This is a genomic window from Gilliamella sp. Pra-s60 (genome assembly GCF_009795755.1).
GTDB lineage: Bacteria > Pseudomonadota > Gammaproteobacteria > Enterobacterales > Orbaceae > Gilliamella.
This window is the reverse complement of the sequence record NZ_WTFA01000003.1, coordinates 60,522-73,990: the sequence shown is the minus strand read 5'-3', so window position 1 is coordinate 73,990 and position 13,469 is coordinate 60,522. Positions and strand designations below refer to the sequence as shown.

General features: G+C 35.0%; 12 protein-coding genes. 3 read left to right on the top strand and 9 right to left on the bottom strand.

From position 1 onward, the window contains the following. Positions 1–16: 16 nt before the first annotated feature. Together GQ596_RS03380 and GQ596_RS03375 are read right to left on the bottom strand one after the other, a co-directional pair. On the bottom strand, positions 17–295 hold the full coding sequence (locus GQ596_RS03380) for an RnfH family protein (RefSeq protein ID WP_160400279.1): 279 nt from the start codon (positions 293–295) through the stop codon (positions 17–19). A gap of 1 nt (position 296) precedes the next feature. Beyond that, positions 297–758, bottom strand: a complete 462-nt coding sequence (locus GQ596_RS03375; protein WP_160400278.1) for a type II toxin-antitoxin system RatA family toxin — start codon at positions 756–758, stop codon at positions 297–299. Positions 759–791: 33 nt separating this feature from the next. Here GQ596_RS03375 and smpB point away from each other — a divergent pair, with 33 nt between their 5' ends. Next, entirely contained in the window at positions 792–1,274 is a 483-nt protein-coding gene (gene smpB / locus GQ596_RS03370; RefSeq protein WP_160400277.1) for an SsrA-binding protein SmpB, read from the top strand. A gap of 90 nt (positions 1,275–1,364) precedes the next feature. Here smpB and GQ596_RS03365 read toward each other — a convergent pair whose 3' ends face one another. The 6 genes from GQ596_RS03365 to GQ596_RS03340 form a co-directional block, all read right to left on the bottom strand. Further along, positions 1,365–2,687 carry a glycoside hydrolase family 28 protein gene (locus GQ596_RS03365; RefSeq protein ID WP_160400276.1) on the bottom strand — a complete coding sequence of 441 codons (1,323 nt, stop codon included), beginning with the start codon at positions 2,685–2,687 and terminating at the stop codon, positions 1,365–1,367. 127 nt (positions 2,688–2,814) lie between these two features. Further along, positions 2,815–4,317 carry an MFS transporter gene (locus GQ596_RS03360; RefSeq protein ID WP_160400275.1) on the bottom strand — a complete coding sequence of 501 codons (1,503 nt, stop codon included), beginning with the start codon at positions 4,315–4,317 and terminating at the stop codon, positions 2,815–2,817. A 95-nt stretch (positions 4,318–4,412) separates the two neighbouring features. After that, a complete protein-coding gene (locus GQ596_RS03355) occupies positions 4,413–5,912 on the bottom strand; it encodes a UxaA family hydrolase (protein ID WP_160400274.1) in 1,500 nt (499 codons plus the stop codon). Between the two features lie 13 nt (positions 5,913–5,925). Then, positions 5,926–7,389, bottom strand: a complete 1,464-nt coding sequence (locus GQ596_RS03350; RefSeq protein ID WP_160400273.1) for a tagaturonate reductase — start codon at positions 7,387–7,389, stop codon at positions 5,926–5,928. A gap of 41 nt (positions 7,390–7,430) precedes the next feature. Beyond that, the gene (uxaC, locus tag GQ596_RS03345) at positions 7,431–8,843 is read right to left on the bottom strand and encodes a glucuronate isomerase (protein WP_160400272.1); all 1,413 of its coding nucleotides are present in this window, start codon (positions 8,841–8,843) and stop codon (positions 7,431–7,433) included. Between the two features lie 70 nt (positions 8,844–8,913). Beyond that, on the bottom strand, positions 8,914–10,179 hold the full coding sequence (locus GQ596_RS03340) for an MFS transporter (RefSeq protein ID WP_160400271.1): 1,266 nt from the start codon (positions 10,177–10,179) through the stop codon (positions 8,914–8,916). A gap of 236 nt (positions 10,180–10,415) precedes the next feature. Between GQ596_RS03340 and exuR the strand changes: the two genes are divergently transcribed. After that, positions 10,416–11,195 carry a transcriptional regulator ExuR gene (exuR, locus tag GQ596_RS03335; RefSeq protein WP_160400270.1) on the top strand — a complete coding sequence of 260 codons (780 nt, stop codon included), beginning with the start codon at positions 10,416–10,418 and terminating at the stop codon, positions 11,193–11,195. A gap of 134 nt (positions 11,196–11,329) precedes the next feature. Here exuR and lolA read toward each other — a convergent pair whose 3' ends face one another. Further along, positions 11,330–11,923: an outer membrane lipoprotein chaperone LolA gene (gene lolA / locus GQ596_RS03330; protein WP_160400269.1), complete on the bottom strand. Its 594-nt coding sequence runs from the start codon at positions 11,921–11,923 to the stop codon at positions 11,330–11,332. Positions 11,924–12,102: 179 nt separating this feature from the next. Here lolA and GQ596_RS03325 point away from each other — a divergent pair, with 179 nt between their 5' ends. Further along, positions 12,103–13,431, top strand: coding sequence for a replication-associated recombination protein A (locus tag GQ596_RS03325; RefSeq protein ID WP_370516480.1), 1,329 nt, complete (start codon positions 12,103–12,105; stop codon positions 13,429–13,431). The last annotated feature ends 38 nt before the right edge of the window (positions 13,432–13,469 follow it).

Here is a 13,469-nt window from a genome sequence, read left to right as displayed (position 1 = left end):
TTAGTTTCCTTTGCCTTTATCGATTATTTTTTTGTGTCGCTTTTCTTCGTCTTATTTCTTTGGGGTCGTTGATTAATGGCCGATATATTTCAATGCGATCCCCCGCTTTTACCCGTTGAGTCGGTTCACAACGCTTTCCATAAATGCCAATTAGATGTTCATCCAATTTAATCTGACATAATGATAAGATATTGGATTTTGTAATTGCTTGCAAGACATTCGTTTGCTCATCGACATTGCAATCAATGACTGTTGCGTTATTCGGTAACGCATAAACCACTTGAATATTTATCATTTTAATAAATCTGCCTTGCTCGTTTTGAAAACGCATTAACCATACCGTTCATGATCTCTTTAAAGACGGGAGTAAAAGTCATATCCAATAATTTATTTTTGAACTCAAAATCTAAATTAAAGCTGATTTTACTTTTTTGGGGCGCGATTTCAACAAATTGCCATCGACCTGATAATTTTTTAAATGGACCTTCTAATAGCGTCATATCAATTGAGTTAGGTTCGTTAATTTGATTTAATGTGGTGAACGATTTTTTAAAACCGAACTTTTCAACCTCAATAAATGCGGCAATGGTATTATTTTGTTTTCTAATAATACCCGTTGCGATACAATCTGGAATAAATTCTGGATATTTTTCAATATCGTTGACTAAAGCAAACATTTGCTCAATGGTATAAGGTTCAATAACTTCGTGAAAAATATGTGCCATAGTAATAAAATAAAAAGCTAAAATTAGTAGCATATAATATCACGTAACTCTATAATAACGCACATTATGACTAAGAAAAAATCACATAAGCCAGGTTCGGCAACCATTGCATTAAATAAACGTGCACGCCATGAGTACTTCATTGAAGAAGAAATCGAGGCGGGATTATCCCTGCAAGGCTGGGAAGTCAAATCACTGCGCGCAGGTAAAGTCAATATTAGCGATAGCTATGTTCTGCTAAAAGATGGCGAAGCATGGTTATTTGGGGCGACCATTACTCCGTTGAATGTTGCTTCAACCCATGTTATTTGCGAACCTATGCGCAACCGTAAGTTATTGCTAAATGAGCGTGAACTTAATTCATTATTTGGCCAAATCAATCGCCAAGGTTATACCGTTGTTGCCCTTTCTTTATATTGGAAGAATGCATGGGCGAAAGTGAAAATTGGGGTAGCCAAAGGTAAAAAAGAGTACGATAAACGTTCCGATATTAAAGAACGCCAATGGCAAGTTGATAAAGCGCGTATCATGAAGAACGCCAATCGGTAGTTTGACTTTGATATTGGTTTTATCAATATTGATTTAATGATTCTATCAAAAAAATAACCGCTATAAAGCGGTTATTTTTTTGCAATGATTTTAAGCGGTAAGACTTATTAATTTACCCTCTTTTTTTACAAACGATTGATTAACATAAACGTTAGTACTGTTTTTGATATCCAGTGGATCACTGACAATATTATCAATAATTACATTATTAAATAAAATACTATCTGCATTTTCGATAAAAAATCCTTTTCCTGCTTCAGGTTTGACATCTTTGAACATGTCGACTTCGCCGGCTTGGGCATCAATTTGCATTGATATGCGAATATTATCAAACGAGATATTAGATATTGGTGATTCAGGAATGCCATATAAGAATCCCGCGTAAGCTCGGACATTTTTTGCAATAATATTAGAAAAACTGATATTGTTACATGCTGGTGTTGATTCATTAACTTGTAATGCATCTTTATTCCAAACAATAGGATCATTACCTTTAGGTCCACAGTAATAATAGTAGTTCATGACAAATGCTGATAGCACTTCGTCCATAACAATATTACTAAAAGTGATATCCGAAATTGTACCGCCTCGACCACGGCGAGTTTTAAATCTTACACCTCGATCGGTTTTTTGGAACACGCAGTTCGTAATAGTTACATGTCGAATACAACCACTCATTTCACTACCTAATACTACAGCGCCATGACCATGAATCATATTACAATTAGTAATTAAAATGTTTTCACATGGGCTTTTTTCGGCGGTTTCTTCTGTGCCTGCTTTAATTGCGATACAGTCATCACCCACATCAATATAGCAATTTGATATTCTAACATTACGGCAAGATTCAGGGTTTACACCATCTGTATTTGGTGAGTCCGCTGGATTTAAAATCGATACATTATCTACAACCACGTTATTTGATTCCATTGGATGTACTGTCCAGCTTGGTGATTGAGTTAAAAACAGTTTTTCAATCGTTATGCGTTCGCAAAAATCAAATCCAATTAAATAAGGTCTTGGATATTTGAGGTTGCTACGATCATTACGAAAAATATGCCACCATTTTTGACCATTTCCATCAATTTTACCACCACCTGTGATAATTACATTTTCAATGTTTTTTCCATATATACAAGGCATATATACGTCTTGCTTTACCCCTTCCCAACGCGAATTGACAATTGGATAATCATCGAAATTATCAGAAAACAGCAAAGTTGCACCTTGTTCAATAACAAAAGTTAAATTGCTACAAAGTTGAATTGCTCCTGTATAATAAATACCAGCAGGAACTATGAGTTGTCCCCCACCTGATTTTTTAATGTGTTGTATTGCTTTTTCAAAAGCAATGGTATTGATTGATTTCCCATCACCAATAGCGCCAAAATCTATTACTGATACAGTTGTCATTATTTTTCCTTTTTATTTTATGAACGGTAATTTAATGGTTTTCTTTACCGTTCACTAATCAACTAATAACTAAAAGAATTTATAATAATTAATCCTGATAATTTATTTAATAAATTCTATTTTGTCGTTATGCTTTTTGTTTAAAACCAATATTGTTATTGCCAAAGCATTTTTCATAAGCAATACCTGATAGGTCTTCAACGACTTTTTTGGTTTCAGGGGTTACGTCTTCCATTTTTCCACCTTCTCGAATACGTGCCACTTCGTTAATAATGACAGAATGAGTTGCATGATCTAGCTTCATTCGCCATGCAAAGAAGCAACCAATCAATGCCATACCAATAACACCATAAATAATAATGCCATTAATAGCATGAATAGCACTTTGTGGCTGTACATGTGATTTTGATTCAAAACCATATGCGCTTAATACAATACCAAGTATAAACACAATAGATGCCCGAACTAATTTTCCAGCCATTGTCATTGCCCCCGCATAAACACCTTCACGACGTCGGTTGGTTACTACTTCGTCAACATCAGCAAGGAAAACATAAACACTCCATGGAATATAATAAACACCACCCGTTCCTAAACCAAACCAAATAGTAATACCAATAACAATCCAAGTTGCATGAGGAAGATTAAAATAGTAGATCCCTACATAACCAATCATTGATGAAACAACAATCAGTAGCGCAATAATAAACGGTTTTTTAAAGCCTTTTTTCGCACAATACATCATGAAGAAAGCGGTTGAAAGTAACTGGCAAATACTACTTAATGAATTCATTGAAGCAACAAATGATCGCGGTTCACCTAAGCTAAATACAATGAAATAAGTGAATACAGCAGTAAATAACCATTCAGCACCAAAACCAAATAAGTACATTCCTAAATGAGTTCTAAACGTTTTTATACGGAAGGTTGAAAAAATATCGATAAAAAGTTTTTTGATTGCTTCAAAAAAGCTATGTACATATTCATCTTTAACTTCTTCTTTTGGTTTTTCCCAACTGTTACAATAGAGCAAGATTAATGCTGTCATCATAATCGCCGCATAAGTAATACCCGTTAATAAAAACGGGGTTGCTGACTCTTTACTATAAAAATAAAAGAAAATTCCCGGTATTGCAGCGCCTAAGAAATTAGCTACTTTACCAAACATTGCTTTTGAACCAGTTAAATAAGTACGTTGAGAAAAGTTAGATGTCATTTCAACAGGTAAGGTATTAAATGGGATCATAATGCTGGTATAAATAATTTCAAACAAGATATATGTAATAAGGTAATACCAAAAGCCCATTCCATTAATCCATAACATTGGATAAATGGTCATTAATGGAATACCCATTAGTATGAAAAATCGACGTCTACCAAATCGTTGACCTATTTTAGTTTGATAAAAATTGTCGGTAATAAAACCCATTAATGGGTTCAAAATTACATCTAAATAAGTTGCAATTGAGAAAATTAATGCTGCTTGAACAACTGTTAATCCGCAAAATGTAGTATAAAAATAGAGTAACCAAGCCCCACTAATAGCAAGGGCTCCACTCCCGATTAAATTACCACTTCCGTAAGAAAATCTTACTAACCATGTGATTTTTTTATCTTTATTGTTATTCATGTTATGATTCCTATATTATTTTTAAAAAAAAAGTCCCCCTGCATTAAGTCGAAACGACTTAATGACATTATTAACAATTAAATGAATAATTATTTTTAGAGGGTTACGCCACTTTTTAGAATGGCCAAATTCCTGAAATTATTTTTTTCATTGCATGTTTTCTTTCCGTTAGCAATAAGAACGATGTGTTCAATGAATTCAATTAATAATGATTTCATTGAAACGCCTTGGATGAGTTTTCCAGCATTGAAATCAATCCAATTGACTTTTTTATCTGCTAATTGACTGTTAGTCGCAATTTTGACAGTAGGTACAACTCCGCCATAAGGTGTTCCTCTACCTGTTGTAAATAACACCATATGACAACCCGCTGCAGATAAAGCGCCAGTCGCAACCGCATCATTACCTGGGGCGCTGAGTAAATTAAGACCGTGTTTTGTTAACATTTGTCCATATTTAAGGACATCAATCACCTCGCTTCCCCCTGCTTTTTGGGTGCAACCTAGTGATTTTTCTTCAAGTGTGGTGATCCCACCTTCTTTATTACCTGGAGAAGGGTTTTCGTAGATAGGTTGATTGTTTGAAATAAAATATTGTTTAAAATCATTAATCATATGCACTGTTTTGTCAAAGGTAGACTCATCAACACAGTGCGACATTAGAATATTTTCAGCACCAAACATTTCTGGTACTTCAGTAAGTACACTTGTTCCACCATGTGCAATAATATAATCAGAAAATAAACCGAGCATTGGGTTGGCAGTAATACCAGAAAAGCCATCTGAACCTCCGCACTCTAGGCCAAATTTCAATTCACTTAAATGACCTAATTCACGCTTATCATTTTTCATAATGGCGTAAAGTTCTCTTAGGTGATTTAAAGCTGATTCAACTTCGTCTACTTCTTGTTGTGCAACAAGAAATCTGACTCGAGACGCATCGTATTCTCCCAAATCAGCTTTAAACTCCGCTATCTGGTTATTTTCACAACCTAACCCAATGACTAACACGGCTCCAGCATTAGGGTGTTTAACTAAATCTTGTAAAATAATTTTGGTATTATTGTGATCTTGCCCTAATTGAGAGCATCCGTAAGGATGTTCCAATACGGTGATACCATCAATTTCTAATTGATTATTAAGCTCTTCACAAAACTGTTTAACAATTTGCTGTGCAATGCCATTAATACAAGTTACCGTTGGTATAATCCATAACTCATTACGAATACCTACTTCACCATTTTTACGACGGTAAATTTGAACTTCTTTGTCTGGAATTTCGTGTAATGACTCATTTTTTGACAAATTAGGTTGATATTGGTAATCATTAATATCACTTAAATTAGTTTTTAAATTTTGTGAATGAATGTGTTCGCCAACTTTAATAGGGCAAGTTGCATGCCCTATTGGTAGTCCATATTTAATAACGTTTTCGCCTTGCTCAAAGTCTTTAAGAGCAAATTTATGCCCTTGTTTGATTGGTTGTTGTAAATCAATATTATGGCCATCAACCACAATATTGGCTTCATGCGCTTCTAAATCTGATAATGCGACACCAACATTATCTTTATTGTTTATTTTTATAAATTTAATCATTACATTGCTCATTTTATTTGCTACACATAACACATTTTTCAATTGCCTGACGCATACCCTCTTGAGTAATAACCGTTAAATATTGTGTTATTGTTTGGGATAATTGAGGAATAGTTAATAAATCACATTCCCAATGTGAATTATCACTTAATACAACGTCAACCAATTGTGCTAATGTCCATTTACCTTCAGCTATATTTTTCCAACCTAAATCAAAACGCTCTAACCAAATGGCATCATCTTGTAACGGATAACTTTGGTTGTTACGTATACCTCGATAAAAGGCAATTAAAGCAGCAAAAGAGAACACTAAATGTTTAGGTAACATGCCTTTCTCTTTTTGATATGCGATTAATTGAGGCAAGATGCGAGTTTTGAATTTTGTCATGCTATTTAAAGCTATTGACATTAATTGGTGTTCAATAAATGGATTTTTAAAACGGTTAATGACTGATTGAGCAAAATCAACCAATTCTTGATGAGGTAAATTTAAAACAGGAATTATTTCATCAAAAATCGTATCTTTAAGGTAAGATAAGATTTGGGGATCATTCATTGATTCACCCACTGTGTCAATCCCTGCAAGGTAAGCAACAGGCACTAATGCTGTATGTGCACCGTTTAAAATAGCTACTTTTCGCTCTTTATATGGTTTGATATCATCAACAATTTTGATATTAATATCGCACTTATCTAAACAAAGTTTTTCAGCTAACCATTGTGGTCCTTGAATAACAAATAAATAGAAGTACTCGGCTGAATCAATGAAATTATCTTTATATCCTAATTCTGATTCAAGTTCCGCAATTTGCGTTTTTGGATAACCCGGTACAATTCTATCGACTAATGTTGAACAAAATAAGTTATCATTTTCGATCCATGAAATAAATTTATCTGATAACTGCCATTGTTTAGCATAATTAAGTACCAATTTTTTAAGGGCATCACCATTATAATCAATTAATTCACAAGGAATAATGATTAGTCCACTTTCTTTACTACCAGAAAAATAGACGAATCTTTCATATAAGAAAGCCGTTAATTTTGCTGGGTAGCTTGTAGCAGGTTTGTCAGTAAGTTTATCACTTTCTACATAACTGATACCGGCTTCAGTAGTGTTAGAAAAAACAAATTGAATATTAGGATCTTTCGCCAATTCAAGATATTGATCATACTGAGTATAAACATTTATCTCGTTATTGACTGATCGAATTAACCTAAATTCTTTTACTGCTTCGTTTTTTTCATTTAAACCACGAATCAGGGTAGTATATAACCCATCTTGGATATTTAACGGTGGTGGAAAATCTGTATTTAATGGGCGAACAATGACAACGCCGGCATCAAGATCTGTTTTTTCATTAAGGATATCTAATTGCCAATCTAAGAATGCACGTAAAAAATTACCTTCACCAAACTGAACAACTCGTGTGGTATATTTTGCACCAGGAAAATTTTCTCTATTTAATGTTTTCATGAACATAACTCTTTTTTATTAATCTTTTAACTAGTTAATTTTTAACTTAGTTCAATACCAAAATAGTTTTTAGCATTATCAAAACTAATGTTTTTAACCATTTGACCTAATAACTCAATATCACGAGGCGCTTCTCCATCTTCAACCCAACGTCCGATCATGCGGCATAAAATGCGTCTAAAATATTCATGTCGAGTATAAGAAAGAAAACTACGGCTATCAGTCAACATACCAACGAAACGACTTAATAAGCCAAGTTGAGCTAGTTGGGTCATTTGACGAATCATGCCGTCTTTCTGATCGTTAAACCACCATCCTGAACCAAATTGCATTTTTCCACGAATACCTTCTCCTTGAAAATTACCTATCATCGTACCTAGAATTTCATTATCAGAAGGATTTAAACAATAGAGTATTGTTTTAGGTAATGCATTTTGTTTTGCTTGTGCATCTAGTAGTCGTGATAGCGGTTGGGCAATTGGTGAATCGTTAATTGAATCAAAGCCTACATCAGCGCCCATCAGGTTGAACATTCTTGAATTATTATTACGTAGTGCACCAATATGATATTGTTGTACCCAACCGCGTTTGTTATATTCGCTACCTAAAAAGATAAGTACGGCTGTTTTGAATTGCGCTGTTTCTTTAGCACTTAATACAGCGCCAGATAATCGCTTAGTTAAGATAGCATCCAATTCTTTTTCTGAAGCCTCTTCATACACAACTGTATCTAAAGCGTGGTCAGATACTTTACAACCATGTTGTTCAAAATGATCCATTCGTTTTGATAACGCTTGACAAAGTACATGAAAACTCGAAATCGCCATATCGGCAGCCGCAGATAGTTTGTCTAAGTAAGTAACAAAAAATTCGGAATCAATATTAAATGCTTTATCTGGGCGCCAACTTGGTAATACTTTGATATCAAATGAGCTATCTTGTGCAATTGTTTTATGATGAACTAAATCATCAATAGGATCGTCAGTAGTGCCAACCATTTTGACATTCATTTTTTTCATAATGCTACGAGCAGAAAACGCTTTGGTTTCTAGCATTGCATTACATTTATTCCAAATCGTTTCGGCAGTTGATGGAGATAATAAAATATTATCAATACCAAATGGTCGGCGAAGCTCTAAGTGAGTCCAATGATATAAAGGATTACCAATTGTGTGTGGTACAGTTTCAGCCCAAGCCTTAAATTTTTCAAAATCATCTACGTCTGTACCTGTACAAAACTTTTCAGCAACACCATTAGTCCGCATTGCTCGCCACTTATAATGATCACCTTTCAACCAGATGTCATACAAGTTTTTAAATTGATAATCTTGAGCAATTTGCTCAGGAGGTAAATGACAGTGATAGTCAAAAATCGGCTGCTCAGCAGCATAGTTATGATAAAGTTGACGAGAAAATTCAGTATCTAATAAAAAATCTTCAGTTAAAAAATGCATTTGTTTCTCCACAATTTTGTAATATTAACTATTTAATTACACAAGTTAATATCATATTTAATCAAATTAATTATTGTTCGTTAGTTGTCGGTGTTTTTAAAATTGTCCATACTGCAACAGCAGCTAAAAGATCAAGACACGTTAAAATGATAAATAGCGGACTAAAACCAACGGTATCAGCTAAGGCACCAACTATTAACGCAAAAATTGTACTTGCTAACCATGCAGCCATACCTGTAAAACCATTTGCTGTCGCTACTTCATTTCGACCAAAAACATCAGATGATAAGGTAATTAAAGCACCAGATAATGTTTGATGGGCAAACCCTCCTATACAAAATAAGAAGATAGCAACATAAGGGCTTGAGAATAAACCAATTAAACCAGGAGCGATCATCAATACTGAACCAACAGTGACCACTAATTTACGAGAATTAATCAAACTAACATTAAAACGTTTTTGAAAGAATGGAGACATATACCCACCAAGTACACACCCAATATCAGCAAATAGCATTGGCATCCATGCAAATATTGCTATATGTTTTAAATCAAAATCATAGGCAGTAAACATAAATAAAGGAATCCAAGCATTAAACGTTCCCCAAGCTGGTTCAGCTAAAAATCTTGGCAATGCTATCCCCCAAAAACGTCGACTAGTAAGAATTTTACGCGCTGGTAGTTTTTCAACATTAGAAGTTTGATGGCTTATCTCTTGGCCAGATAAAATATATTTTTTTTCTTCTTCAGTTAAATATTTTTGTTTAGTTGGGTGACGATAAAGTATGAACCAGAAAATACCCCAAATAAAACTTAATAAACCACATAATACAAATGCCCATTGCCAACTATGGAACCAAATAGCCCATGCAACTAATGGGGGAGCAATCATAGCACCAAATGATGACCCCAAATTAAACCAACCAACCGCAATTGATCTTTCTTTTGCAGGAAACCATTCACTAGTTGCTTTTAAACCAGCAGGAATCATAGCAGCTTCAGTTGCGCCTACAGCACCACGAGCAAATGCAAGCCCAATCCAACTACCTGAAAATGCAGTACTGATACAAAATACAGACCATAATAAGGCAAAAACAGCATATCCAATCCGTGTACCTAATAGATCCAAAATATATCCTGCCACTGGTTGCATAATAGTATAACATGCTGAATATGCTGCAACGACATATGAATATTGTTTAGTTGTCAGACCCATTACTTCATTCAAGACTGGAGCCGCCACTGCTATCGAATTTCGTGTAAGATAACCTAAGATTGTTCCTACCGTTACTAAAGCTATCATATACCATCGTAAATTTTTAATTTTTTTGTACATATTAATACTCCTAATATGGTAATTCTGGAATTATATTAACATGTATGATAACTAAAAAAGTTGACATACATCACAGAATTAACATTCACAAATCATGTGATAAAATTACTACTTGTAGGCTATCTTTGTGAGGAGAGCATCTTGAATCGAAAAAAATAGAACAATATTATTTAACTCTATTCGATTAGATGTTATTTTAAAATAATGATAAGTTCAGGAGTTAGATAAAAATCACCATGGTTCAAGAACAAAATGAATATCAACGACTTTACCAAGTTATTGCAACAGAATTAAAAAAACGAATTATTGATGGTACTTATCCAGTCGGTTGTAAATTACCATCAGAAAGGTTAATTTGTGAAGAACTTAAAGTCAGTCGTTCTGTTGTCAGAGAAGCAATTATAATGCTTGAAGTTGAAGGTTTTGTTGATGCTAGAAAAGGATCAGGTATTCATGTTATCTCAAATAGTATACAAACCAATATTTTAACAACGTCACAAGGTTTAAATTTTTCGACAACAGGACCATTTGAACTATTACAAGCCCGTCAACTTATTGAAAGTAATATAGCAGAATTTGCTGCAACACAAATTACCAAAGATGATATAGCAAAACTTCTTGAAATTCAACATAATGCACATAAAGAAGACCATTATAGAGACTCTGATTGGGATTTAAAATTCCATACGCAAATTGCGATGATAACTCGAAATACAGCTCTTACAACTATTGTTCAAGAAGCATGGCAACAACGAACCCTAAATCCTTTGTGGAAAAAATTACATGAGCATGTTCCTGAGCAAGATATTGATAGTTGGTGGGATGAACATGACAAAATACTAGAAGCATTAATTAATCGTGACCCTAAGGCCGCCAAATTGGCAATGTGGCAACATTTAGAAAATACAAAAAAAATGCTATTTGATGCCGCAAGTAAAGATTTTGAGACCAAACTCGATCACTATCTATTTTCGGATAATCCAGTCATCAGTATCAATAAAGATAACTATGAGTAAATATCTTCCTAATCGATCATAAAATCACTAAGATAAATAAATTTTTCAAATAGACCTTTCTTGCTCAATTGGTGTTATTGACATGCAACTTAACACCCGTTGAGCTTGAAGTAAGTTAACAATTAAACAGCATACTAACGCTGATCATCAATCATCACACCTGATGGCGGCGTAAATTGGAACTTATCTAGTGATACTTTACCTAATTTTTGTCGAGACAAGTCATAAAAACTGCGTTGGCCATCTTCTTCAATAATCGTAAAGTTAGAAATCATCCCCGTAGGTAATACCGAAATAATAAAATCTTGATTAGATCCATCCGTTGGTTTGAGTGTAAAGGAATCTTGTTTACGCGTTACTTGATAAACATTCCAAATTGGGTTATGACTATCTGTAATAAGTAACATTAAGCGATTATCTACCGCTTTTTTTAAGTCCATCACGCTCACTTGCTCAACTGCAGGGGTATATACCCACATATTTTTGCCATCAGAAATGATTGAGGTTTGGTCTGGTTCATTCATTGTCCAATTAAAATAATAAGGTCGATTAACCCACAAATCCCCCTTACCTTCCTGCACGGGTTGATTGTCTGCCGTTTTTACATTTTGAGAAAAACTAGCATAAAACCCTTCAATTTTATCTAAACGTTGTTGCAATACTTCTTTATCACCAGCCCATACTGATAAACTTGCCAACAATCCAATTAACAATAAACACTTCTTCATGCCCAATCCTTACGTTTCATCTAACAACTTAAATAAAGTCCAATAACTAAATTAGTTTAAAATATTACCGTTTTTATTCTAATGGTAAAAGATATTTTCTTTTCTTTTTTCACTTATTAAATAACGAGTATATAATAGATTCAATTTGCCAATTTGGATAATGACCTGCCATGCCAAGTATGTCTTTTGAATTTACTACCGATGAATTTAAACCATTAGCGGCCAGAATGCGCCCTAGAACCTTATCAGAATACATAGGGCAAACTCATTTGTTAGGTGAAAACAAACCACTCCCAAAAGCCATTGAAGCAGGTAATTTACACTCAATGATTCTTTGGGGACCACCAGGTACAGGCAAAACAACATTGGCCGAAATTATTGCTCACCATGCAAATGCAAAAGTTGAGCGAGTATCTGCCGTGACATCAGGCATTAAAGACATTCGCGAAGCGATTGAAAGGGCAAAAATCAACCAACAAGCTGGTGTTCGTACTATTTTGTTTGTCGACGAAGTTCACCGCTTTAATAAAAGTCAACAAGATGCCTTTTTACCGTATGTTGAAAACGGTACGGTAACGTTTATTGGCGCTACGACTGAAAACCCATCATTTGAACTCAATTCAGCCTTACTATCGCGCGCACGAGTGTATCTGCTTAAGTCATTAACTCAACACGATATTGAGCAAATTTTACAGCAAGCAATGGACGAGCCAAACCGTGGTTACGGTAATCAAAATATCCAACTTCCTGAAGAAACCAAAAAACAGATTGCCGAATTTGTCGGTGGCGATGCAAGGCGTGCGCTTAATACACTTGAACTATTGGTCGATATGTCTGATGGTCAGGCATTAACACCCGAACTACTAAAAGAAGTCATGGGTGAACGAAGTGCTAGGTTTGATAACCAAGGAGACCGTTTTTACGATTTAATTTCAGCCGTCCATAAATCGATTCGAGGATCCGCTCCCGATGCTGCACTTTATTGGTATGCAAGGATAATCTCGGCTGGTGGTGATCCGCTTTATGTTGCTCGTCGGTTATTAGCCATTGCCTCAGAAGATGTCGGTAATGCCGATCCCAGAGCCATGCAAGTGGCGCTATCTGCGTGGGACTGCTTTACCCGCGTAGGTCCTGCCGAAGGTGAACGCGCAATTGCACAAGCGATTATCTACCTTGCTTGCGCACCAAAAAGTAATGCCGTTTACCTTGCTTTTAAACAAGCAATGAGTGACGCTCAATCCAAACCCGATTACGATGTCCCTGAGCATCTGCGTAACGCACCAACTAACTTAATGCAAAAACTCGGCTACGGCGCTGAATATCGCTACGCCCACGACGAACCCAACGCGTTTGCCGCAGGTGAAAACTACTTCCCGAAAGAAATGGCCGACACAAAATACTACCATCCAACACCTCGTGGTGCAGAGAAGAATTACACCGATAAATTAGCATGGCTAGAGGCTCAAAACCAAGCAAGTTCTATTCAACGTTATAAGGATAAAAAATAATCACAATAAGAAATCGGTTTTATTATTGATTATAAAAA